The organism is Streptomyces sp. NBC_01485 (assembly GCF_036227125.1).
Classification (GTDB): domain Bacteria; phylum Actinomycetota; class Actinomycetes; order Streptomycetales; family Streptomycetaceae; genus Streptomyces.
The window spans coordinates 3,719,500-3,742,941 of record NZ_CP109435.1 but is presented as its reverse complement, the minus strand read 5'-3'; the positions used below and the strand labels follow the sequence as shown (position 1 = coordinate 3,742,941).

The following is a 23,442-nucleotide window of genomic DNA, read 5'->3' as shown; positions in this document are numbered from 1 at the left end:
GGGCCCGTCCCGCGTCCAGTCAGACGCGTGACGGGCCCGAAGGGTTACCTGCTGCCCGGACCTACTTGGCGCACTGGACCTTGTCCGCCGTGGACTTCTGGACCGTGTCCGGCACGGTGGTCGGAGCCGTGAGCGAGACGCCCGCGCCCTTGAAGTCCTTGCCCAGCGTCAGCGTCATCGTCGGCAGACCCTGGGAGTTCTCGACGCTCTTGCCCGGCTTCAGAGCGGTACCGGCCAGCCCCATGACGGCGGCGAGCTTACGCGCCTGGTCGGCCTGGTCGGGCGCGTACTCGAGCGTCGTCCTGGCCAGTTGGGCGGGCGCGTTGCCCGCGTTCTCGGACTTCGTGATGCCCTCTTGGATCTGCAGCCAGTTGAGCGTCTCCTGTGCGCTGCCGGGGGGCGCGCCGCCGTTCATGACCTGCACGCGCACCGCGGAGGCGGCGGACTGGGCGCCCTTCAGGCGCGCCGCGGCGGCAGCGGCCGCCGCGCCCTTCGACGCCGCCGCCTCCTCCTTCACCTTGGTGAAGGAGACGTCGTCCTTGATCATCTGGAAGACGGTGGGCGCCGTCGCGTTGTCGAGGACGACCGTGGCCTTGACCTTCTCGGCCGGGTTGTCGACGACCGGCACGGTGGTGAAGGTCAGGTTCTTGACGTCGAGCTTGCCCAGCTCCAGCCCCAGGTCCTTCAGCTTGTCGATGCTGTCGAGCTGGGAGTCGACGGTGAGCGCCTTGGTGCCCGTCTCCGCCAGCTTGATCATCTTGGTGGGGCTGGTGAGCGTGTCGTTCGACTTCAGCTTCCGCATCAGCGCGCTGAGGAACTGCTGCTGGATCTGGATCCGGCTCAGGTCGCCGCCGAAGCCCACCGAGTGCCGGGTGCGCACGAAGGCCAGCGCCTGCTCGCCCTGGACCGTGTGCGTGCCCTTGGACAGCTTCAGATGCGAGTCCGGGTCGTCGATGTCCTTGGCCAGACACACCTCGACGCCGCCGACCGCCGTGGTCAGCGTCTTCACCGCGTTGAAGTCGGCGACCATGAAGTTGTCCGGGGTGATCCCGGTCAGTTCCGTCACCGTGCGCATGGTGCAGCTCGGCGTCCGGTCGTCCTGCCCGAGGCTGGTGTTGAACCGGACGTCGGACGTACCCGGGATGACCTTGCTGGAGCCGTCCGCCTGAGCGGTCTGGCAGTCCGGGACGTCCACGATCAGGTCGCGCGGGATGCTCAGCGCGGTCGCGTTCGTCCGGTCCTTGGAGACGTGCAGCAGGATCGTGGTGTCCGCGTGACCCACGCTGCCGGAGTCGCCGTAGCCGGCGTTGCCCGAGCCGGTGCGCTTGTCGGTGCCGATGACCAGCAGGTTGATCGCCTTGTCCTTGCTGAAGCCACCGGTGCTCGCGCCGTCGTCGGAGACGGACGTGATGTTGTCGTTGAGATGCTCGAGATAGAGATAGGCCGCGCCGGCCGTCCCCACCAGGACGAAGGCCATGATCCCGCCGGTCCACAGCAGGACCTTCTTGGCCTTCGACTTCTTCTTCACCGGCCGACGCCCGCGCCGGTTGGACGCGGCCTCCTCGGCAGCCGCACCTCTACGACGGCGCGGCCCCGGCACCTCGCCCCCAGGCACGGCCGCGGACGACGACAAGGCGGAGGACGGAGACGGCGAGGACAGCGACGACGGCGATGCCGCATCGTGATCCGCTCCGTCCGCACGCCCACGCACCGAGCCACCGGCAGCGGCATGACCACTGCCGGCGCCTCTGCCCCGGCCCCCGCCACCGGCGGGTCGGCCGGAGCCGGATCTACGCGGTCCGGGTACCGCCGACTGCGGTCCGGAAGGACTCAGTCGCAGTTCGTATTCGCCGGTGTTCGGATTGAGCACCCACTGGTCTGCGGGATCGATGTTGTCCGCCCGCCCACGGCCTTGCGCGTCCACGGTTGTCCGAATCCTCCGTCGGGGCCACGCGGCGCCTTTCCCCTCTCAAGGCGCTCGGGTCTCGGTCACCGATGCACGACCCCGGGATGGACCTCGCGGCCGGGTGCACCGGATCGCTCACACTAGCCGCCCGGTTCGGCGTCGAGCGACGTCCGTGACACATTCCACGCCCCTACAAGCGGGCATTCCGCCCCAATTCTTTGAACTCCAGTTCCCCGGAAGGGCTGGGCTTGGCAAGCGCTTTACCCGCAGCCGTCCTCGGCGGCGGTGTTCCCGCGGAACGTGGGAGCGGGCGGAGTGGGCGAAACCGCACCGTAAGCCGCAGGGGCCCCGCCCGACGTCCGATACGGCCCGTGGTCACCCGACTCCGAAGAGCCCGAAGAACCGGAGGAGCCGGATTCCGTGGGAATTTCCTTGGAAACCACGACCGGCGTGTCCGTCCGCAGCCGTTCGAAGAGCTTTTCCGCCTCGGGCTCCACTAGTTGGTCGCGATTGGCGTTATAGACGTACGACTCCCGCGGAACGGTCAGGAATTGCACATGTTCGGTGGGAATGTCTCGCAGGCCGCGCACGAGTTCGTACAGTCCGCGCAGACTCGCCAGATCCGGGTCGGTGGTGAGAGAGGACGTGGCCGCGTCCAGCACCGGATACAGCTTCACCGGGTTCAGCAGGACGTCATTGCTCTGCACCTTGTTGACGAGCGCCCCCAGGAACCGCTGCTGCCGTTCCATCCGGTCGGTGTCACTCCCGTCCCCGAGCGACTTGCGGGCCCGCACATACCCGAGCGCCTGCTCCCCGTCGAGCGTGACCTTCCCGGCCGGCAGCCGCAGCTTGGCGGCCTTGTCGTCGATGGGCTCGCGCAGACAGACCTCGACCCCGTCCACGGCGTCGACGACATCCTTGAACCCACTGAAGTCGACGACGACGTGATGATCGATCCGCACCCCGGTCAGCTTCTCCACCGTCCGGATCGTGCAGGCCGAACCCCCGGTCTGGAAGGCGTAGTTGAACATCGCGAACATCGGCCCGGCCCGCTTCCCGTCCACCCGCAGACACGCCGGCACATGCACCATCAGATCGCGGGGCAGCGAAACAGCGGTGGCACTGCCCCGCCCGGCCGCCAGATGCAACAGGATCGCCGTGTCCGACCGCTCGGTCCCGGAGTCGCGCCCGTACTCCGCGTTCCCGTCCCCGGCCCGCGAGTCCGACCCGATGAGCAGGATGTTCTGCGCGTCCTTCACCAACGAGGTGGGCCGCTCTCTCGCATACCGCGCCAACTCCGCCGCGGCGGCCTCGTCAGGCGTGATGTTCCCATCGAGCTTCGCGTAGACGACCCACCCGGCAACCCCGACCCCCACGACGACGACGGCAACACCCCCCACCCCGTACCGCACCCACCGCCGCCGAGGCCGGGACCGGGGCAGTCGCTGGGACGGCTGCCGGGGCCACCGCCGCACGGAACGCCTCACGTCCCACCCACCCCCTCCCACTTCGGCCGTACGAGCATGCGGAGCTGCTCTTACGACCATGGCGCGAAGTGGGGGGCGGGGGCGGGTGGGGGTGGGCTGAATGGGTGAGGGGGCGGTGGTTGGGGGGTGGGGGTGAGCGTGGGGGGTGCGCGTTTTCGGCTGGTCGGTGGCTTGGGGGCGGGGGTGCGTACCTTCGGCCGGTCGGTGCCTTGTGAGCGGGGGCAGGTGAATTTCAGCCGGTCGGTGCCTTGCGGACGGCGGGTACGTAAATCCGGCCCGTCGGTGCCCTGTAGGCGCGGGTGCCTGTATTTCAGCCCGTCTGGGGTCCCCCCTCTGGGGGAGTTTGAGGACGAGGCCCCTTCAGGGCCGAAGCGGGGGTCTGGGGGCGGCAGCCCCCAGCGAGGCCGGCGTCAACGCGGGGTGCCGAACCGACGCAGGGCGCCTACCGAACCGTCACCGAAACCCGCTCACTCTCGATCCGCTTCGCCAGCGCCTCCTCCCCGACCCCCTCCAGATTCCGGCACAACACCACGGACCCCCCACTGGCCAACGGCCCGTACAACCCGGCACTCAATCCCTCCCAGGTGTCGTACCCCAACCCCGACAGCAACCGAGCCCCGGGCCCGGTCAGGCCCAGCCCCGACGCCTCCGCCCGCGCCCGAGCGACAACCTCCGCCCCGCTGTACTCCCCCCCGGCCACGATCAGCGCGGGCTCCTCGGGATCGACAGGCACGTACGGCACGAAGCGGTCCCCGAAACTCGGCACGTTCACGGCGTAGTCGTCGTACCCCTCCGGAGGACCCGGCACGAACCGCCGCCCGAGCGGCGCCAGCGACAGCGCGTACCGCTCCCCCCGGCACGCCAGCCCCGCCTCGAACGACCCGGGCCCGGCGACGGCGAAGTCCGCCCGCGCCGGATCCCCGGCCACGTCCGCGACGACCCCCACCGACGAACACGCCAGCAGCCACACCGCCGTCTGCCAGTGCGCGGGCAGCAGCAGCGCGACCCGGTCGCCGGGCTCGGCGGACAGCCCGTCCTGGAGGAGGTTCGCGGTCTTGGCCACCCAGTTGGCGAAGGTGGCCACGGACAATTCGACCCGCTCGCCCGTGGCGTCGTCGTAGAAGGTCACCAGGGGACGCGCGGGGTCCGCGGCCAGCGCGGAACGCAGCAGGTCGGCAGGGGTGCGATCGGTGGCAGTCACCCGCGCAAGCGTACGCGCCGCCCCACCGCCGCACGCGTCACCGGACCCACCGGGAGCCGTCTTCGGGCCACCGGTTCGGCGGAACGCACCCGACGGCCCGTCAATTCCCCGATGGACAGAAATGTATGACTATGTCCAGGATCGGTGGCATGCGTGGATTGCTTGCTTCCTCGATCGGTGTCACCTGCGTGGCGGCTCTCGCCCTCCCGCTGACCCCCTCCGCCACCGCGGCGACGGTGCGACCGGCGCCGGCCGCGGAGGCGGCGTCCGCCGGGACGGCCAGGGCCACAAGCCCCGACACCCCACCGACAAGATCCCTCCCCAACCTCCCCGAGCTCCCGGGCAGCACCCAGTCGCTGCCCCTGACCCCCCTGACCGGCGACCGCGCCCTCGGCGGCGCCGGCGGCACCGGCGCCGACCAGGGCCTGCCCCGCCGGGACGTACGCCACTTCTCCCTCCTCGGCGTCGTCTGGGACGACCCGGCCGCCGAACTCCACGGCCGCGTCCAGGTCCGCACCCGCCCGGCCGGCACCGGCGGCTGGTCCGGCTGGCAGGACGTCGAGACCCACAACGCCGACCACGGCGCCGACCCCGGCACCCCCGAGAGCGCCTCGGGGCGGGTCCGCGGCGCCACGGCCCCGCTCTGGGTCGGCGACTCCGACGGCGTGGAGATCCGAGTCCACCCGGACACGGAACGCCGTACGGAGGAAACGAGCCGGGGCACCCGCACCCTCTCGACTGCCGCCCCCCTCCCCACCGGCCTGCGCCTGGACCTGGTCGACCCGGGAGAGGCCACCCCCGCGACCCGCGAGCACGCGCCCGCGGGCCAACCGCGCAGCCGAACCCGAACGATGACCAAGGGAACGGCCCCGAAAGCCGACCCACCCACAACAAACGCCGACGCCCCCACGACAACAGCCGACGCACGCACTGCAACAGCCGATGCCCCCACAACCGCAACCGACACGGTCGCCATGACGCCCGAGACGACGGAGGCCTCGGCCGCCAACACCCCCCTCGCCCCCCTCGGCGCCACGGAGATCCCCGCCCTGGACCGCCCGGGCACCGAACGCGAGCTCTTCGCCCTGCGCGCGGCCGAGTTGACCCCCGCCCAGCGGGCGAAGCCGTACATCGGCCCGCGCCCGAGCATCGTCACGAGGCGAGGCTGGGGCGCAGACGAGAGCCTGCGGGAGAGCGGTTTCCGCTACACGACGACCGTCAAGGCGGCGTTCGTGCACCACACGGCGACGGGCAACAGCTACAAGTGCTCGCAGGCCCCGTCCGTCATCCGCGGTATCTACCGCTACCACGTCAAGAGCATGGGCTGGCGCGACATCGGCTACAACTTCCTCGTCGACAAGTGCGGCACCCTCTACGAGGGCCGCGCCGGGGGAGTGGCGAAGCCGGTCCTCGGTGCCCACACCCTCGGTTTCAACACCAACAGCATGGGCATCGCCGTCCTCGGCACGTTCAGCAGCGCCAAGCCGAGCGCCGCGACGGTCACGGCCATCGCCCGACTGACGGCATGGAAACTCGGTGTCTTCGGGGCGAATCCCAAAGCCAAGACATACCTGAAGTCCGGGGGTGGCAATCTCTACGCAAAGGGAAAGAACGTACGACTGAACGTGATCTCGGGTCACCGGGACGGCTTCGCCACCGAATGCCCAGGAAAGCAGCTCTACGGCAAGCTCGGCTCGGCCCGTTCGACCGCGGCGCGCTACCAGGGGCGCTGAGGCGAGCGAACGACCGGAGCACACGTTCAACAGCCGTCGGGGGCGGGAGGGGGGGCGGTTCTCGGCCTGGAAGTCGCCACACAACGGTCTGCATGCACGGTCTGCATACACTGGCCGGTCGAAAGACAGTTCGGCCGGTCCCGGCAGGAAGCAGAGACGAAGGTGACAGAAGCGATCCTCCTGGTCGGCGGCAAGGGCACCCGGCTGCGCCCACTCACGGTGCACACGCCCAAACCCATGGTCAGGGCGGCGGGGGTGCCGTTCCTCACCCACCAACTGGCGCGGGCGAGAGCGGCGGGCGTGGACCACATCGTCCTGGCGACGAGCTATCTGGCGGAGGTCTTCGAACCGTACTTCGGCGACGGCTCGGCCCTGGGCCTGCACATCGAGTACGTGACGGAGGACGAACCCCTCGGCACCGGCGGAGCGATCCGCAACGTGGCGTCCCGCCTCACCTCGGCCCCGGACGACCCGGTCCTGGTCTTCAACGGCGACATCCTCACCGGCCTGGACATCAGGCGACTGGTCGCCACGCACGAGACGACGGGGGCGGACGTCTCGCTCCACCTCACCAAGGTGACCGACCCCAGGGCCTACGGCCTGGTCCCCACGGACGAGACGGGCAGGGTCCTCGCCTTCCTCGAGAAACCCCAGACCCCCGAGGAGATCGTCACCGACCAGATCAACGCGGGGGCGTACGTCTTCCGCCGCTCGGTCATCGACACGATCCCGCTCGGCCGCCCGGTGTCGGTGGAGCGCGAGACGTTCCCCGACCTCCTCGCCGCCGGCGCCCACCTCCAGGGCATGGTCGACTCGACGTACTGGCTGGACCTGGGCACCCCGGCGGCCTTCGTCCGAGGCTCGGCGGACCTGGTCCTCGGCCGCGCCCCGTCCCCGGCGGTTCCCGGCCGCTGCGGCGACCGCCTGGTCCTCCCGACGGCCAGGGTCGCCCCCGACGCCAAGCTGACCGGCGGCACGGTGGTGGGCGAGGGCGCGTACGTGGCGGAGGGTGCGAGGGTCTTCGGCTCGACGATCCTCCCCGGCGCCGTCATCGAACCCGGCGCGGTCATCACGGACTCCCTCATAGGCACCCGAGCCCGAGTGGGCGAACGCTCCGTCCTCACCGGCACGGTCATCGGCGACGGCGCGATCATCGGCCCCGACAACGAACTCCGCGAGGGCGCCAGAATCTGGTGCGACGCAAGAATCCCAGCAGGCGCGGTGCGCTTCTCGTCGGACCAGTAGGACCGAGTGCCTTCCGAACGCCGGTCAGGTGTCCGCTTTTCGGCCCGTCCGACGGCAAGGCGTGAGCGCCGGCCGGACATCTCAGCCCGTCCGACGGCAAGCCTCGAACGCCGGCCAGTGCATTCCAGCCCGTCCGGCGTTTGAGGACGAGGCCCCTTCAGGGCCGAAGCGGGGGTCCAGGGGGCGGCAGCCCCCTGGACGGGGCCGAAGGGGCAGCGCCCCTGGAGACGGGACGGGTAGGGGCGGCGGGGGCGAAACCTCCTCGCCCAGCCCTCGCAGAACCTCTCACCGGGTTCCCGAGGATGCCCCGGCCTTCAGGCCGGGGAGGAATCGGACTCCTGCGGAGCAGGGCAGGAAAAGCCGAATCGCCGTCAGGGCGATTCGGCGTCCGCTCCGGCGGCGGCGCGCTCGACCTCCAGCCGGAAGACGATCTCGGAGTTGAGGGACCTGCGGGCGGCCTTGGCCTGAGCGACCAGCCACTCATGCAGGTCGGCGGGCAGGCGGAGGGTGATCTTTGTTTCGTCATTCATGCCCCTATGGTAGTGGTAGAGTGGTGGCATGACTGCGGCGGAGGCAGGCGGGGACACCGGGCACGCCCGGTACACCTACCGTCTCCGCGTGTCATCCACCGCGACCGCCGCCCTGGAGGCGGAGTGGGCGCGGTGCCGGTGGATCTGGAACGAATGCGTGGCCCGGTCGAAGAAGGCCCACGCCGACCAGGAGAAGTGCGGCCCGGCCCGCCTGGACAAGATGCTGACCGAGGCCCGCACTGCGAACGCGTGGCTGCGCGAGGGCTCCTCGGTCCCGCAGCAGCAGTTGATCCGGGACTTCGCCAAGTCCCGCGCGAAGGCGCTGAAGGACATCAAGGCCCGGCTGCCTATGGCGCGGCGGGCCAGTATGCCCCGGTACAAGAAGAAGCGCGGCACCGAACCGTCGCTGAACTACACACAGCGCGGCTTTCGCCTCAAGGACGGGCGTCTGTACCTGGCCGGAGGCATCAGCCTGACGGTGGTGTGGTCCCGCGACCTCCCGGCCGCCCCGTCCAGCGTGCGGGTCTACCGGGACAGCCTCGGCCACTGGTACGCCTCGTTCGTCGTGGCGACCACCACCGACGCCCTGCCCGCCACGGGCGCGGTGATCGGTATCGACTGGGGTGTCAAGGAAACCGCGACCACCACGAGCGACGGCCACGACCTGCCCCACGCACAGCACGGCAAGACCGCCGCCGCCCGCCTGGCCCGGTACCAGAAGCAGATGGCCCGCCGCCACACCCCCCGAGGCAAGGCCCAGTCCAAGGGCTACCGGCGCGCGCAGGCGCAGGCCGCGAAGGTCCACAAGAAGATCGCGCGACAACGCCACGACACCGGCCGCAAGTGGGCCAAGAAGGTCGTCCGCGACTTCGACCAGCTCGCGGTCGAGGACTTCCGGCCGAAGTTCCTCGCGAAGTCCACGATGGCCCGCAAGGCGGCCGACGCCGCGATCGGCGCGACCAGGACCGCGCTTGTCGAGATGGCCCGCAAGCACGGCCGGATCGTGCACCTGGTGCACCCGGCCCACACGACGATGGACTGCGCACGGTGCGGTGCGAGAACCAAGCACGCACTCCCCCTCTCCGAACGAATCTACGCGTGCACCGCGTGCGGAGCCGTATCCCCCAGGGACAAGAACTCCGCCCGCGTGATGCTCGTCCGGGCTGGTCTCAACCCGGCTGGTGCTGATGGCGTAAGCCCTCCGGGAGCGCCGCTCCCGGAGGCAGCCTGAGCTAGGAATCCCCCTGCTTTAGCAGGGGGAGGATGTCAAAACCCCCCGATATCCCCCCGAGGCATCCGCGGCCCCCGCCGCCCCGGCACCCGCCCACTCAACAAGATCAACCGAGCCGCCCGATGCCGCTGCCCCGCATACGGCTCCAACAACTCCAACATCACAGAATCATCAGCCCCCCGATCCCCCGCCAACGCCCACCCCACGATCCCCGGCAGATGCAGATCCCCCACCGTCACCGCATCCGCCGCCCCATGACTGCGCTGCACGGTCTCCGCCGAAGTCCACGGCCCAACCCCCGGCACGACCTCCAACCGAGCCCGCGCATCCTCCGCTGCCATCCCCACCGCCTCCTCCATCCGCCCCGCCACCCGCACGGCCCGCAGAATCGTCGACGCCCGCTTGTCGTCGACACCTGCCCGATGCCACTCCCACGACGGAATCAACGCCCACGTCCGAGGCGCCGGCATCACCCACAGCCGCCCACCCGCCGCAGGCCCCGGCGCCGGCTCCCCGAACTTCCGCACCAGCAACCGCCACGCCCGATACGCCTCATCGGTCGTGACCTTCTGCTCCAGCACGGACGGGATCAACGACTCCAGCACCAGCCCGGTCCGCGTCAACCTGAGCCCCGGCCGCCGATGCCGGGCCACCGCCACCACCCGATGCCGAGGCACGAACGCCTCCGGAGCGTCAGCGGCCCCCAGCATCTCCGGCAACTGCTCCAGCAACCACTCTGCCCCAGGCCCCCAAGCCTCCCCCCGCACCGCACCACCACCACCACCACCGCTAGCACCACCACCATCCACCGCGGCGACCCGCAGAGTCCCCGGCCCGGCAGGCGTGAGACTGGCCCGCCACACAGACCCGTCCGGCATCACCCGGAACGTAGGGTCACCCGGCCCACGACGAAGCGGCCCAAGCACCAGCCCAAGATCCAGCACCCCTTCCGGGACGTAATCCCGCACCCGTCCAGGCCCCGCCCCCGAACCCTGCCGCGGCACCCCACCAGGCCCTGCACCAGGCTCTGCACCAGGCCCTGCACCAGGCACCCCGACATGCCCGCCGCGCACGGTCGTACGCGTGGGCCGGGGAGAAAACCGTCCTGCCACGATGAAGTCCCGGGGTCGACGAAGAGGCTGCTAAGAGAGTGACGAAGAGGCTGCTAAGAGAGTAGGCGGCCCCCATCGCCACACGGCGTAAGTCACCGCCCGCACCACGCACAACACCACGTTTCTCACCACACCGCGTACGGCACCGCTCCTCCCATTCTCACCACACCGCGTACGGCACCGCTCCTCCCATCTCACCGCACCACAACAAACCCCCCCACCCCCCGCTCCCCCCGAGCCCGAGGCTCCTCAGCCGCGTGCCCGACCGCCACCGCGCCCATCGGATCCCACCCCTCCGGCAGCTCCAGCACCTCCCGCACCACGTCCCGGCAGAACATCGTCGACGACACCCACGCGGACCCCAGCCGCTCCCCGGCCAGCGCGACCAGGAAGTTCTGCACGCCGGCCCCGGCCGCGACCACGAACATCTCCCGCTCGGCCGCGTCCCGCCGCTCGTCCCCGTAGGTGTGCGACCCGTCCATCACCAGACACGGCACCACCAGATACGGCGCGGCGCGCAGGACGTCCCCCCGCCGCACCCGCTTGGCGATGGACTCCTCGGACTTCCCGTCCCGTCGCAGATCCGCGATCCACGCGTCCCGCATGGCGTCCAGCAGCCGGACCCTCGACCCCGCCGACTCCAGCAGCACGAACCGCCACGGCGTCGTGTGATGCGGCGCCGGCGCGGTGACGGCCGCCGCCACCGCCCGCCGTACCGCCCCGGGATCGACCGCCTCGTCGGTGAAGGACCGCACGGTCCGCCGCTGCGTGACGGCCAGCCGCACCGCCTCGGACGTCCCGAGCCGGAACATGTCGTCGCGCGCGCCCCGAACCATGGCCCGCGCACCCTCCGCCACCCCCGCCCCCTCCCCGTCGGCCACCACATGCGCCAGCCCGCGCACCACGGCCACGGGCAGCCCGGCGGCCTTCCCCTTCACGAGGTCGCCGCGGCCAGCTCGTCCGCCGTGGCGACGACCGTCGCGCTCAGCGGATTGCCGTACGCGTCCGTGCCCCCGCGCAGGTCGTCCAGCACCCGCACACCGGCGGCACCGATCGCCACGTCCGTGAGCCCCGCGCGCCAGGGGCGTCCGAAGGTGTCGGTGACGACGACCCCGACGTCGACGCCGAGCGCGTCCCGCAGCCCGTCCCGGATCGCCCGCGCCGACGCGTCCGGATCCTCGGGCAGCAACAGCACTGTCCCCGAAGGGGTGTTGGAGGCGTCAACGCCCGCCGCCGCCATCACCAGCCCCTGCCGGTTCTCGACGATCCGCAGCGTCCCGCGCCGGGCCACGACCCGTACGGTCTCGGCGTCGATGGCGGCCTCCCGGTCCGCCGCCCGGACGACCCGCCCCTCCGCCTTGGAGACGATCTTCGAGGTGACGAGCAGCACGTCCCCGTCGACGAGCCCCGGCTCGGCGGCGGCGATCAGCTTCGCGAGGTCGTCCCCGGCCTGCACTTCGGGCAACCCGCCCACGGCCCAGACCCGATAACCGTTCTCCACCTCCACCTCCACCTCCACCTCCACCTCTGCCGCGCCCCCCAATACCTCCGCTGCGCCCCCCACGTCCACGGATCCGCTCACGCCCCCCGCACCTCCTCCGCCAGCTTCAACGCCTCCCGGGCCATCCGCGCGGTCGCGTCGAGATCGCTCATCATCAGCGGAACGGCCCGGCAGCGGATCCCTGCCGCCTCGACCCGCTCCACGGTGCCCGCGTCCACGGTGTCGACGAGCCAGCCGTCGAGCAGCCCCGGACCGTAGTGCTCGGCCACCGCCGCGGCCGTCGACTCCACGCCGACCGCCGCGAGCACCTTGTCGGCCATCCCGCGCACCGGAGCGTCCCCGACGATGGGGGACAGGCCCACCACCGGCACCCCGGCCTCGGCGATCGCCTCCCGGATGCCGGGCACGGCGAGGATCGTGCCGACGGAGACGACCGGATTCGACGGCGGGAAGAGGACCACGTCCGCCTCCGCGATCGCCTCCAGCACCCCGGGCGCGGGCTTCGCCTGCTCGGCGCCGACGGGCACGACCGCCGCCGCCGGCACCGCCGCCCGCAACCGCACCCAGTACTCCTGGAAGTGGACGGCCTTGTGCTCACCGTCGACCTCGACGGCCACATGCGTCTCGACACGGTCGTCCGTCATGGGGATCAGCCGCACCCCCGGCTTCCATCGGTCGCACAGCGCCTCGGTCACCGCGCTCAGCGGATATCCGGCGCCGATCATCTGCGTCCGCACGATGTGCGTGGCGAAGTCCCGGTCGCCCAGCCCGAACCACCCGGGCCCGGCGCCGTACGCCGCGAGCTCCTCCTTCAGATGGAAGGTCTCCTCGGCCCGACCCCAGCCCTGTTCCTCGTTGATGCCGCCGCCGAGCGTGTACATCACCGTGTCGAGGTCCGGGCAGACCTTCAGCCCGAAGAGGTGGATGTCGTCGCCGGTATTGCCGATGACCGTGATGTCCGCGTCCGGCACGGCCTGCTTCAGACCGCGCAGGAACCGGGCACCGCCGATGCCGCCTGCCAGAACCACAATGCGCATGAGAGCAAGTCTTGCAGGCGCCTACGACAACGCGACGGCCGGTTGTGGACAACCGCCCGCATGTGGATAACCCGCTCACCCGTACGAGCCGACCGCGTCCGCCCACCCGCCGCTGAAAGCCGCCCACCCGCCGCTGAAAGCCGCCCACCCGCCGATGAAGGCCGTCTACGCGCCGACGGCGTCCACCTGCTCGTAGCTCGCGAGGGCCGCGCACGCGGTGTGCATCGGCATCTCCGTCAGCCCCGGGAAGTACACGTGCAGGCTCACCGCGGCCTCCAGCGCGTCGTTGACGACCTCGTGCACGTACCCCGGCGCGAACACCCGCTGCGCGCCCGCCCCCAGCGCACGCTTGCCGCGCTCGGTGCGCTCGGTCAGCTCGCCGTCCAGGACGGTGAGCACACCGGAGGAGCGGCCGTGGTCGTGCAGTCCGCTGCCCTGGCCGGGCACCCAGGACAGCAGCCACACCTCGTAGCCGGGGCCGGTCCGCAGCCGGTGGTACCAGCGGGCCGTGGCGTCGTACTCGACCAGGTGTTCCCACTGGGCACGGTCGGCGGCGATGGAGCGGGCCAGGCCGACGAACTCGGCGACGGTGGCCGGGTGCTCGCGCGGTGCCTGGAGGAGGTGCGGGACTTCGAGGATGTCGCCGGCGATCTGGAGGTCGCTGTCGCTGTTCATGGAGTGCGGGGTTCCTCGGCGGAAGAGGCGGAAGAGTGGGGGGACTCGCTGGGTCTCGCGTACCGTCCGCCCGGATCACGGGTGGAACAGGGGCGCCCTGGTGTGGGCCAAGGGGAACAGCAGCCGAGTCGAGGTGGACTCAGGAGGAGCAGCCGGAGCGCGTTGGGCTCAACAGCTGGAACAGCGACAACAGCTACAGCGAGCGCGGGCAGCACCGTGGGATCCGGCGGAGCCGGTCGAGGTGAGTGCCAAGTTCGCGAGCATGCCCACAAGGACAGCGGTTCACACCCTCACTGTCAACTCGACGCCCGGTATGTGGGACATGCTTCACCTCATCCGGTTCATCTGTGAGGTGAAAGGTTTGTGCAGGCGCAGGCCGGGACACATGGGGCACAAGCCGGGCGCGCAAGCCTCGCGGCGAGCCTGTGATCCGACTGCGATCGATCCCCCTGTGGACCGATCGGACCGTGATCCGGATCGCCGCCGCTCGCTCTCCGCGCGCGTGCCGCAACGAGATCGATCCTCTGGGCGTCCTTCCTGGTGCAAGTGCTGTGCGGGGCCGGTGGTCCTCCGGGGCTTCATCTGCTTGTCAAGGTTTATGGCGATTTGAACACTTACTGCACGGCCTTGGTTCCGCAGAGTGAATAAGGGGCCCAATAGCAGATCTCGGCTTGACTCGCCCGGAGCAGCACACTTGTAATTTCACTCGTGTCGTTCAGCCGAAATCGGTAACGGCCACGTCACGGGGACGCGAAAGACAGAGCGAGGGGCGCACATGACCGAGCTGGTGCAGCAACTGCTGGTCGACGTCGACGACGCGGACGAGGAACTCGGCTGGCAGGAGCGCGCGCTGTGCGCCCAGACCGATCCCGAGTCCTTCTTCCCCGAGAAGGGCGGCTCCACCCGCGAGGCCAAGAAGGTCTGCCTCGCCTGCGAGGTCCGCTCCGAATGCCTCGAGTACGCACTCTCCAACGACGAGAGATTCGGCATCTGGGGCGGCCTGTCCGAACGGGAGCGCCGCCGGCTGAAGAAGGCGGCGGTCTGAGAACCGCCCGCTCCACACAGGCGCCACGGCAGCACCGCATCGCGATATCGAGGCACAAGGGTCCGAACGGCCCGTCGCAGGTGGGTTATCCACAGGCGGCGGGCCGTCGTCCTGCCCAGCCGATAGTGTGGGCGCTCGTCCGAGACACCCCGCCGCCCCCACACGGCGCAGGCGTCCACCGCAGTCCACCGAACCGGGGCCCGTACCTCGATGTCCGTGCACAGCCACACGGCAGCCCATCAAGACAGCGCTGCCACACCTGAGTTCCCGCGTCATGTCGTGACCGCGGTGATCGTCTCCCATGACGGTGCCCGCTGGCTGCCCGACGCGCTCGCCGGGCTGCTCGGCCAGGAGCGCCCCGTCCAGTCCGTCATGGCCGCCGACACCGGCAGCTCGGACGACTCCGCGCGCCTGGTAGCCGAAGCCCTCGGTGACGACCGCGTCCTGCACCTCGCCCGCCGCACCGGCTTCGGCCAGGCCGTCGAGGAGGCCAACCGCACGGCCCCGGTCCTCACCCCCGAGGAACTGCCGTACCTCAAGCGCCCCAGCGGCTGGGACCCCGTCACGCGCGCGTGGCGCGACGACGCCTACGACCTGCCGGAGCTCCCGCACGGAGAGCCCGTCCAGTGGCTGTGGCTGCTGCACGACGACTGCGCCCCCGAACCGGACGCGCTGGCCGAACTGCTGCGCGTGGTGGAGAACGAACTCGAACTCGGCCGGGCCGACGTGGCGGTCGTCGGCCCCAAGCTCCGCGGCTGGTACGACCGCCGACAGCTCCTCGAGGTCGGCGTCACCATCGCCCACTCCGGCCGCCGCTGGACCGGCCTGGACCGCCGCGAGCAGGACCAGGGCCAGCACGACCACGTCCGGTCCGTGCTGTCCGTGTCCACCGCCGGCATGCTGATCCGCCGCGACGTCTTCGAACAGCTCGGCGGCTTCGACCGCCGCCTGCCCCTGATGCGGGACGACGTCGACCTGTGCTGGCGCGCGCAGGCCGCCGGCCACCGCGTCCTCATCGCCCCCGAGGCCGTCGTACGGCACGCCGAGGCCGCCTCCCGCGAGCGCCGCGCCGTCGACTGCGCGGGCCGCACCAGCGCCTCCCCGCACAAGGTCGACAAGGCCGGCGCCGTCTACACCCTCCTCGTCAACAGCCGCACCGCCCTGCTGCCCTGGATCCTGGTGCGCCTGCTCCTCGGCACCGTGCTGCGCACGGTCGCCTACCTCGTCGGCAAGGTACCCGGACAGGCCGTCGACGAGATCCGCGGCCTGCTGGGCACCCTGGTGCGCCCCGAGCGGATCATCGCCGGGCGGCGCAGCCGCGGGAAGCCGACGGTCGACAAGGACGAACTGCGCCCCCTGTTCCCGCCGCCCGGCGCGACCGTGCGGGCCACCGTCGAACAGGTCGCCGGCGACTTCTTCGGCTCCGACGACCCCGAGGCCACCGCCGGCGCGGGCCGGCACGGCGGAGCCGTCGAGTCCGGACCCGGCGGCGACGACGCCGAGTTCCTGGAGATCGAGCAGTTCGTCCGCCTCAAGCGCATCGCCCGCAAACCCGGCCCGGTGCTCTTCCTGATCCTCCTGCTCGTCTCCCTGGTCGCCTGCCGCAACCTCATCGGCGGCGGAGCCCTCGCGGGCGGCGCCCTGCTGCCCGCCCCGGCCGACGCCTCCGAGCTGTGGTCGCGCTACCTCGACGCCTGGCATCCGGTCGGCGCCGGCGGCACCCCCGCCGCCCCGCCCTACCTCGCGATCATCGCCACGCTGGCCACCCTGCTGCTCGGCTCGACCGGCCTCGCCCTCACCGTGCTGCTCGTCTGCTCGGTGCCGCTGGCCGGCTTCACCGCCTACTTCGCCTCCCGGCCACTGGTCGAGTCGCGCCTCCTGCGCGCGTGGGCGGCCGTCGTCTACGCCTTCCTGCCGGCCGCCACCGGCGCCCTCGCGGGCGGCCGCGTCGGCACCGCCGTCCTGGCCGTCCTGCTGCCGCTCATCGCCCGCGCGGGCGCCGCCGCGAGCGGCCTGACCCGCGCCTCCGGCGCCCGCGGCAGCTGGCGCGCCACCTGGGCGTTCGCGCTGCTGCTGACGATCACCACCGCGTTCACGCCGATCGTCTGGCCCATCGCCCTCGTCCTCGGCCTCGCCGTCCTGGCCGTGCGCCGCCGCGACATCACCGCCTACGGCCTGCGCTTCCTGGCCCAGCTCGGCACACCCCTGCTGATCCTCGCGCCCTGGTCGCTGTCCCTGCTGCCGTTCGGCTTCTTCACCCAGGCCGGCCTCGACTACGGCCCGTCGACCGCCACCGCGCTCGACCTGCTCGGCGCCAGCCCCGGCGGCCCCGGCACCGTCGACGGCCTGATGCTCATCGGCATCGTGCTGGCCGCGCTGGCCGCCCTCCTGCGCTCCGAGCGCCACTTCGGCGTCTGGGCGGCCTGGGCGGTCGCCCTGGTGGGCCTCGTCTTCGCGGTCCTGTCCAACGGCTCCACCTGGGCCGGCCCCGCCACCCTCGTCTACGGCCTCGCCCTCCTCGCCGCCGCCGTCATCGGCGCCGACGGGGCACGCACGCGTGTCGCCGAGCAGAGCTTCGGCTGGCGCCAGCCCGTCGCCGTCCTCATCGCCTTCGCCTCGGCCGCCGGCCCGCTGCTCCTCGCCGCCGGCTGGATGATCGGCGGCGCCGACGGCCCCCTGGAGCGCCGCGACCCCGTACAGGTGCCCGCGTTCGTCGCCGAGGAGGCCGGCAACCGCGACCAGGCCCGCACCCTCGTCCTCGACAGCGACTCCGCCGCCCACGTCGGCTACATGCTGGTCCGCGGCTCGGGCGCCCGCCTCGGCGACGCCGAACTCGCCGCCGCCGACGGCGAGAACAAGCAGCTCGACAAGGTCGTCGCCAGTCTCGTCGCCGGCTCCGGCGCCGACCAGGCCGACCAGCTCGGCAAGTTCGCCGTGGGCTACGTCCTCGTCCACAAGGGCGCCCCCCGCCAGGTCACCCGCGTCCTGGACGCCACCCCCGGCCTGAAGCGGCTCAGCCAGCAGGACGGCAGCGCCCTGTGGCGGGTCGACCAGGAGGTCTCCCGCGCGGCGATCGTCGCCGCCTCCGGCAAGGGCACGGCGACCCCGGTCGCCGCGGGCCCCGTCGACATCCACACCACCGTCCCCGACGGCGCCGGCAGCCGCGTCCTGCGCCTGGCCGACGCCGCCGCCGACGGCTGGACGGCCACCCTCGACGGCAAGCCCCTCACCCGCACCACCGTCGACGGCTGGGCCCAGGGCTTCGAACTCCCCGCCACCGGCGGGAAACTGGACGTCACCTACGACGACCCGTTCACCCACACCGCCTGGCTGTGGGCGCAGGGCCTGCTCGGCCTGGTCCTGGTCGTCCTCGCCCTCCCGGGCCGCCGCCGCGACGTCGACGACGACCTCCCCGAGGAGGAGCCGATCCCCGCCCAGGCCACCGAAGGCGAGGGCCGCCGCGCCCGCCGCCTGCGCGCCCAGGCCGAGGCGGACACCGACACCGAGACCCAAGAACCCACCCAGGGCGATGAGTTCCCAGCTCCTCCGAAGGAGGAGCAGACCCCGGTCGCCGTCCCGCAGCAGCAGCCCTACGGAGAGTGGGACCAGGCGGGCTACCAGGGCGCCGAGTACAACGGCTACACGGCCGAGCAGTACCAGAACGCCCAGCAGTACCAGGCGGGCGGCTACGACCAGCAGTCCTACGACCCCTACCAGGCCGGCCAGTACGACCCGTACGCCTACGACGGCCAGACCCAGCAGGCCCCGTACGACCCGACCTACCAGCAGCAGGGCTACGACCCGTCGGCCTACGGCCAGGGCGGCTACGACCAGCAGTCCTACGACCCGGCCCAGCACCCCCAGGGCACCGGCAGTGAGCGCCCCGACGGGAGCCAGCAGTGAACCGCACCACCCTGTCCCTGATCGCCGGCACGGCCGCGCTCGCCGCCGTCACCGGGTTCGCCACGCTCAACCAGCCGGACGCCGCCGCCCCGGACACCGCCAAGGCGGCCGCCGAACTGCCGGTGGAGCGCACCAGCCTGCTCTGCCCCGCGCCCAGCACCTCCGACCTCGCCGAGACGTCGTACACGTCCTTCACACCCGTCACCCAGGGCACCGACGCCGACGGCACGGCCGAACTCAAGGCCGCCACCGAGGAGACCGCCACCGAGGAGACCGGCGGCGCGAAGACCGGCGGCCAGAAGACCGGCGGCAAGAAGAAGACGGCCGCGAAGCCCGTCGTCACACCCAAGGCGCCCGGCACCCCGGCCGTCGGCGACACCACCGGCGGCTCCGCGCCCGCGCTCCTGGGCACCGCCGAGGGGAAGTTCGCGCCCGGCTGGACCGTCCAGGAGACCACGGAGGTCGCCGCCGGCAGCGGCCGCGGCCTCCAGGGCGTCACCTGCACCGCGCCGGACACGGAGTTCTGGTTCCCGGGCGTCAGCACGCTCGCCGACCGCACGGACTACGTCCACCTCACCAACCCGGACGACTCCGCCGCCGTCGTCGACCTCGAACTCTTCGGCAAGACCGGCGCCCTCGCGAGCACGGTGGGGGAGGGCATCACGGTCCCGGCGCACTCCAGCGAGCCGATCCTGCTGTCCACGCTCACCGCCGAGAAGCAGGAGGACCTCACCGTCCACGTCAACGTCCGCAGCGGCCGTCTGGGGGCCGCCGTACAGGCCCTGGACGAGAAGCTCGGCGGCGACTGGCTGGCCGCCTCCACCGAACCGGCGGGCAGCCAGGTCATCCCCGGCATCCCCAAGGACGCCACGGCCGTCCGCCTCGTCGCCTACGCGCCGGGCGACGCCGACGCGGACCTCAAGGTCCAACTCGCCTCCCCCTCAGGTCTGATCACCCCCGCCGGCCACGAGACGCTCCACGTCAAGGCGGGCATGACGACCTCGGTCGACCTGGGCAACCTCACGCGCGGCGAGGCGGGCTCCCTGGTCCTGACCCCGACGGGCTCGTCGGTCCCCGTCGTCGCGGCCGTTCGGGTCCTGCGCGGCAAGGGCGCCGACCAGGAGTCGGCGTTCATCCCCGCCACCGCGCCGGTCGGCACGCGCGCGTCCGTCGCCGACAACAGCGCCAAGGGCGCCACGCTCTCCCTGACGGCCCCCAAGGGCACCGCCAAGGTCAAGGTCACCGCGTCCGCGGGCAGCGGCGGCGGCGCGGCCGTCTCCAAGATGTACACGGTCAGGGCCGGCACCACCCAGGACGTCGAACTCCCCGTCCCCACCGGCCTGAAGGGCACCTACGCGCTCACCGTGGAACCCCTCACCGACACTCCGGTCTACGCCTCCCGCACCCTGGCGGCCACGGAGGAGGGAGTCCCGGGCTTCACGGTCCAGACCCTGCCGGACGACCGGGGCACGGTGGCCGTACCGGAGGCCGACGAGGACGTCGCGGTGCTGCAGAAGTAGAAGTACGGCACTGACCCGAAAGGGCGGCGGAGGTACCCCGAAAGAGGGGCAAGCGAGGGGCAATAGAGGGAGCGCCGGGGCGGGCGGTGCTCAGTCCTCGCCGTAGCGCGGATCCACCGCCTCCGGCGTCTGCCCCAGCAGCTCCGCGACCTGCTCCACGACCACCTCGTGCACCAACGCGGCCCGCTCGTCGCGCCCCTTGGTGCGGATCTCGACCGGCCGCCGGTAGACCACGACCCGCGCCCGCCGCCCCTCGCGCGCGGGAATCGTCCCGCCCAACGGGACGGCCTCGTCGTTCCACGGCTCCGGGGTCGCGTCCAGGCGCGGCACCTCCAGCACCAGGAAGTCGATGTCGGCGAGCTGCGGCCACCGCCGCTCCAGCCGCTCCACGGAGTCCTGCACGAGATCCGCGAACACCTCCGCGCGGCTGGCGGCCAACGGTACCTGGGGCGGCGCGATCGGCCCCCGCATGCCCCGTCCATGGCGATCGCGACGACGGGGGCCGGGGCCTGCGGCGGGGGGCGGTACGGGGCTGTCCATCACTACTGAAGCGTAGCCCCGCCGCGACCCGGTCCCCGGCCCCACACGGCATACGGACCATGTCGCAGGATGACCATTCCAGCCAAGGTTGGGCTCGAATCCGTATCCCTCCCAGACCGGCGAACTCACGGCAATTGATGCTGTTTGTGCCGAGTGTTGACCGCGGACCGCCGTCTTCCTGCGCCGAATGACTGGTGTTCGCGCAGGTCAGCGGGGTATGACTGGAGTGGCGCGTGGGGCGTTTCACAACACGACACGGTGGAGTGACCTGGTGGAGAGTCGTCGCGGCCCGTTCAAGAGTGCGGTACCGTCCAACGTCGTGAGCCCTGTACGTCGCTGTTCGCGCACCGCCTGCGGCCGACCCGCCGTCGCGACGTTGACGTACGTCTACGCCGACTCGACCGCGGTCCTCGGCCCGCTCGCCACCTACGCAGAACCCCACTGCTACGACCTGTGCGCCGAGCACTCCGAGCGCCTCACAGCCCCGCGTGGCTGGGAGGTGGTCCGGCTCCTCGACAGTTCGGCTCCCGCGCGGCCCAGTGGCGACGATCTGGAAGCGCTTGCCAACGCCGTCCGCGAGGCGGCCCGCCCGCAGGAACGCGCGGCCGGGCCCGGCGTCGGCCGGCGCGCGGTGGACCCGATGGAGGTCGCCCGCCGCGGCCACCTGCGGGTCCTGCGCTCACCGGACAACTGACCGGTTCCCGCCTCCCCCACCCCTCCCGTCTCGCACAGGCTGACGCCCGCCCATTGACGCGTCGTCGTCGCGGACCCGACCATTCCGCTCGGCCGGGAAACGAGAAACCGCTTCCCGCGTGACGGAGCACCACCGCACCCCGGGCCCGGACGACGGCGACCTCACAGCCGACGCCGAACCGGCCCAGGTAGTTTGTGGTGACCCACAGGACGTCAGGGAATTCAGGAAGGTTGGCCGTGGCTGCTGATCTGTCACAGATCGTGAAGGCGTACGACGTGCGCGGGGTGGTCCCGGACCAGTGGGACGAGTCCCTGGCCGAGCTCTTCGGGGCCGCCTTCGCCCAGGTGACCGGCGCCGAGGCGATCGTCGTCGGCCACGACATGCGCCCCTCCTCGCCCGGCCTCACCGACGCCTTCGCGCGCGGAGCGGCGGCACGCGGCGTGCACGTCACACAGATCGGCCTGTGCTCCACGGACCAGCTGTACTACGCCTCGGGCGCGCTGAACCTGCCCGGCGCCATGTTCACGGCCTCGCACAACCCGGCCCAGTACAACGGCATCAAGCTGTGCCGCGCGGGCGCGGCCCCCGTCGGCCAGGACACCGGCCTGACGGAGATCCGCGAGCTGGTCGAACGCTGGACGGACACGGACGCCCCCGAAACCACGGCAGCCGCAGACGCCGGGGCAGCACCGGAAGCGGTGGCAGAGCCGGGAACGGTCTCCCGGACCGACACGTTGAAGGACTACGCGGCACACCTCCGCGCACTCGTCGACCTGGCCTCCATCCGCCCCCTGAAGGTCGTGGTCGACGCGGGCAACGGCATGGGCGGCCACACCGTCCCCACGGTCTTCGAGGGCCTGCCCCTGACCCTCGTCCCCATGTACTTCGAGCTGGACGGCACCTTCCCCAACCACGAGGCCAACCCCCTGGACCCGGCGAACCTCGTGGACCTGCAAAGGCGCGTCCGCGAAGAGGGGGCCGACCTCGGCCTCGCCTTCGACGGCGACGCCGACCGCTGCTTCGTCGTCGACGAGCGGGGCGAGCCGGTCTCCCCGTCCGTGATCACGGCCCTGGTCGCCGTACGCGAACTCGCGCGCAACGGCGGCAAGGGCACGATCATCCACAACCTGATCACCTCCTGGACCGTCCCGGAGGTGGTGACCGAGAACGGCGGCACCCCTGTCCGCACCCGCGTGGGCCACTCCTTCGTCAAGGCGGAGATGGCCCGTTCCGGCGCGATCTTCGGCGGCGAACACTCCGCCCACTACTACTTCAAGGACTTCTGGAACGCCGACACCGGCATGCTGGCCGCCCTTCACGTCCTCGCGGCCCTGGGAGGCCAGGAAGCCCTCCTCTCCTCACTGGTCTCCGCATACGACCGCTACACCGGCTCGGGCGAGATCAACTCCACGGTCGCCGACCAGGCCGACCGCATCGCCGCGATCAAGGCGGCGTACGGCCACCGCGAGGACGTCACCCTGGACGAACTCGACGGCCTCACCGTCTCCTCCACCGACTGGTGGTTCAACGTCCGCCCCTCCAACACGGAACCCCTCCTCCGCCTCAACGCAGAAGCCCGCGACGAACCGACGATGGCCAAAATCCGCGACGAGGCCCTCAGCATCATCCGAGCCCGAGCCTCGTGACCGGCGGTTCTGGGGACGGGAACGGGTAAGGGCGGCGGGGGCGAAACCCCACCACGCCCACCCCCGCACACCGACCACCAACCCCCGCACCCCACCCCCACCAGCGGTACCCTGACCAGGCACATCCGCACACCGCACCACACACCCGCCCACCCCGAAGGGAAACCCCATGCCGCTCGAAGCCGGCCTCCTGGAGATCCTCGCCTGCCCCGCCTGCCACGCCCCCCTCAAGGAGCAGGACACAGAGCTGATCTGCACGGGTCAGGACTGCGGTCTGGCGTACCCCGTCCGCGACGGCATCCCCGTCCTCCTCGTCGACGAGGCCCGCAACCCCGCGTAACAGCGCACCGCAGGGAAGAAAACGGGAACCGGGACCCGGGAACCGGGAAAACGGGATACAGGACAGCCCCCACCCCCTCCTCCCGCCGCCGCACCT

At 71.6% G+C, this 23,442-nt stretch carries 17 protein-coding genes and 1 pseudogene; 9 read left to right on the top strand and 9 right to left on the bottom strand.

Going from position 1 to position 23,442, the window contains the following annotated elements; genetic code table 11:
• Window positions 1–61: 61 nt before the first annotated feature.
• The 3 genes from OG352_RS17090 to OG352_RS17080 all read right to left on the bottom strand — a co-directional run bounded on the left by OG352_RS17090 (window position 62) and on the right by OG352_RS17080 (window position 4,594).
• Window positions 62–1,924 carry an LCP family protein gene (locus tag OG352_RS17090; protein WP_329217918.1) on the bottom strand — a complete coding sequence of 621 codons (1,863 nt, stop codon included), beginning with the start codon at window positions 1,922–1,924 and terminating at the stop codon, window positions 62–64.
• 242 nt (window positions 1,925–2,166) lie between these two features.
• Window positions 2,167–3,453, bottom strand: a complete 1,287-nt coding sequence (locus OG352_RS17085) for an LCP family protein (RefSeq protein ID WP_443072292.1) — start codon at window positions 3,451–3,453, stop codon at window positions 2,167–2,169.
• A gap of 382 nt (window positions 3,454–3,835) precedes the next feature.
• Window positions 3,836–4,594 (bottom strand): TIGR03089 family protein, encoded by a 759-nt coding sequence (locus OG352_RS17080; protein WP_329217916.1) that lies wholly within the window; start codon window positions 4,592–4,594, stop codon window positions 3,836–3,838.
• A gap of 149 nt (window positions 4,595–4,743) precedes the next feature.
• Between OG352_RS17080 and OG352_RS17075 the strand changes: the two genes are divergently transcribed.
• Window positions 4,744–6,327 carry a peptidoglycan recognition protein family protein gene (locus OG352_RS17075; RefSeq protein ID WP_329217914.1) on the top strand — a complete coding sequence of 528 codons (1,584 nt, stop codon included), beginning with the start codon at window positions 4,744–4,746 and terminating at the stop codon, window positions 6,325–6,327.
• A gap of 162 nt (window positions 6,328–6,489) precedes the next feature.
• Window positions 6,490–7,572 carry an NDP-sugar synthase gene (locus OG352_RS17070; protein ID WP_329217913.1) on the top strand — a complete coding sequence of 361 codons (1,083 nt, stop codon included), beginning with the start codon at window positions 6,490–6,492 and terminating at the stop codon, window positions 7,570–7,572.
• Window positions 7,573–7,943: 371 nt separating this feature from the next.
• Here the strand turns inward: OG352_RS17070 and OG352_RS17065 are convergent, their stop codons facing one another.
• Window positions 7,944–8,102, bottom strand: coding sequence for an Arc family DNA-binding protein (locus OG352_RS17065; protein ID WP_329217912.1), 159 nt, complete (start codon window positions 8,100–8,102; stop codon window positions 7,944–7,946).
• Between the two features lie 28 nt (window positions 8,103–8,130).
• Between OG352_RS17065 and OG352_RS17060 the strand changes: the two genes are divergently transcribed.
• Window positions 8,131–9,333 (top strand): RNA-guided endonuclease InsQ/TnpB family protein, encoded by a 1,203-nt coding sequence (locus OG352_RS17060; protein ID WP_329217910.1) that lies wholly within the window; start codon window positions 8,131–8,133, stop codon window positions 9,331–9,333.
• A 35-nt stretch (window positions 9,334–9,368) separates the two neighbouring features.
• Here OG352_RS17060 and OG352_RS17055 read toward each other — a convergent pair whose 3' ends face one another.
• The 4 genes and pseudogenes from OG352_RS17055 to OG352_RS17040 all read right to left on the bottom strand — a co-directional run bounded on the left by OG352_RS17055 (window position 9,369) and on the right by OG352_RS17040 (window position 13,658).
• Window positions 9,369–10,445, bottom strand: a complete 1,077-nt coding sequence (locus OG352_RS17055) for a DNA-3-methyladenine glycosylase family protein (RefSeq protein WP_329217908.1) — start codon at window positions 10,443–10,445, stop codon at window positions 9,369–9,371.
• A gap of 194 nt (window positions 10,446–10,639) precedes the next feature.
• Window positions 10,640–11,964, bottom strand: a pseudogene (locus tag OG352_RS17050) (coenzyme F420-0:L-glutamate ligase).
• A 59-nt stretch (window positions 11,965–12,023) separates the two neighbouring features.
• Window positions 12,024–12,983 (bottom strand): 2-phospho-L-lactate transferase, encoded by a 960-nt coding sequence (gene cofD / locus OG352_RS17045; protein WP_329217906.1) that lies wholly within the window; start codon window positions 12,981–12,983, stop codon window positions 12,024–12,026.
• 165 nt (window positions 12,984–13,148) lie between these two features.
• Complete coding sequence (locus OG352_RS17040; protein WP_329217905.1) at window positions 13,149–13,658, bottom strand: cysteine dioxygenase; 510 nt, start codon at window positions 13,656–13,658, stop codon at window positions 13,149–13,151.
• Window positions 13,659–14,433: 775 nt separating this feature from the next.
• Between OG352_RS17040 and OG352_RS17035 the strand changes: the two genes are divergently transcribed.
• The 3 genes from OG352_RS17035 to OG352_RS17025 all read left to right on the top strand — a co-directional run bounded on the left by OG352_RS17035 (window position 14,434) and on the right by OG352_RS17025 (window position 20,126).
• Window positions 14,434–14,703 carry a WhiB family transcriptional regulator gene (locus OG352_RS17035; protein WP_069768511.1) on the top strand — a complete coding sequence of 90 codons (270 nt, stop codon included), beginning with the start codon at window positions 14,434–14,436 and terminating at the stop codon, window positions 14,701–14,703.
• A gap of 210 nt (window positions 14,704–14,913) precedes the next feature.
• The gene (locus OG352_RS17030; protein WP_329217903.1) at window positions 14,914–18,606 is read left to right on the top strand and encodes a glycosyltransferase family 2 protein; all 3,693 of its coding nucleotides are present in this window, start codon (window positions 14,914–14,916) and stop codon (window positions 18,604–18,606) included.
• Window positions 18,603–20,126: a DUF5719 family protein gene (locus tag OG352_RS17025; RefSeq protein ID WP_329217901.1), complete on the top strand. Its 1,524-nt coding sequence runs from the start codon at window positions 18,603–18,605 to the stop codon at window positions 20,124–20,126. The genes OG352_RS17030 and OG352_RS17025 overlap by 4 nt, the downstream gene beginning before the upstream one ends.
• Before the next feature lie 90 nt (window positions 20,127–20,216).
• On the opposite strand, the gene OG352_RS17020 is transcribed toward OG352_RS17025, so the two are convergent.
• On the bottom strand, window positions 20,217–20,597 hold the full coding sequence (locus OG352_RS17020; protein ID WP_329217899.1) for a metallopeptidase family protein: 381 nt from the start codon (window positions 20,595–20,597) through the stop codon (window positions 20,217–20,219).
• 340 nt (window positions 20,598–20,937) lie between these two features.
• On the opposite strand from OG352_RS17020, the gene OG352_RS17015 reads away from it, so the two are divergent.
• The 3 genes from OG352_RS17015 (at window position 20,938) to OG352_RS17005 (ending at window position 23,346) form a co-directional block, all read left to right on the top strand.
• On the top strand, window positions 20,938–21,360 hold the full coding sequence (locus tag OG352_RS17015) for a DUF3499 domain-containing protein (protein ID WP_329217898.1): 423 nt from the start codon (window positions 20,938–20,940) through the stop codon (window positions 21,358–21,360).
• A gap of 236 nt (window positions 21,361–21,596) precedes the next feature.
• On the top strand, window positions 21,597–23,006 hold the full coding sequence (locus OG352_RS17010) for a phosphomannomutase/phosphoglucomutase (RefSeq protein WP_329217897.1): 1,410 nt from the start codon (window positions 21,597–21,599) through the stop codon (window positions 23,004–23,006).
• Between the two features lie 169 nt (window positions 23,007–23,175).
• Complete coding sequence (locus tag OG352_RS17005) at window positions 23,176–23,346, top strand: Trm112 family protein (protein ID WP_329217896.1); 171 nt, start codon at window positions 23,176–23,178, stop codon at window positions 23,344–23,346.
• The last annotated feature ends 96 nt before the right edge of the window (window positions 23,347–23,442 follow it).

What these genes read in the sequence shown, in the direction of transcription:
- OG352_RS17085 (WP_443072292.1), bottom strand. Translation starts at nt 3,453, where the DNA reads ATGGTCGTAAGAGCAGCTCCGCATGCTCGTACGGCCGAAGTGGGAGGG.
- OG352_RS17075 (WP_329217914.1), top strand. Translation starts at nt 4,744, where the DNA reads ATGCGTGGATTGCTTGCTTCCTCGATCGGTGTCACCTGCGTGGCGGCT.
- OG352_RS17065 (WP_329217912.1), bottom strand. Translation starts at nt 8,102, where the DNA reads ATGAATGACGAAACAAAGATCACCCTCCGCCTGCCCGCCGACCTGCAT.
- OG352_RS17060 (WP_329217910.1), top strand. Translation starts at nt 8,131, where the DNA reads ATGACTGCGGCGGAGGCAGGCGGGGACACCGGGCACGCCCGGTACACC.
- cofD (WP_329217906.1), bottom strand. Translation starts at nt 12,983, where the DNA reads ATGCGCATTGTGGTTCTGGCAGGCGGCATCGGCGGTGCCCGGTTCCTG.
- OG352_RS17040 (WP_329217905.1), bottom strand. Translation starts at nt 13,658, where the DNA reads ATGAACAGCGACAGCGACCTCCAGATCGCCGGCGACATCCTCGAAGTC.
- OG352_RS17035 (WP_069768511.1), top strand. Translation starts at nt 14,434, where the DNA reads ATGACCGAGCTGGTGCAGCAACTGCTGGTCGACGTCGACGACGCGGAC.
- OG352_RS17030 (WP_329217903.1), top strand. Translation starts at nt 14,914, where the DNA reads ATGTCCGTGCACAGCCACACGGCAGCCCATCAAGACAGCGCTGCCACA.
- OG352_RS17020 (WP_329217899.1), bottom strand. Translation starts at nt 20,597, where the DNA reads ATGCGGGGGCCGATCGCGCCGCCCCAGGTACCGTTGGCCGCCAGCCGC.
- OG352_RS17005 (WP_329217896.1), top strand. Translation starts at nt 23,176, where the DNA reads ATGCCGCTCGAAGCCGGCCTCCTGGAGATCCTCGCCTGCCCCGCCTGC.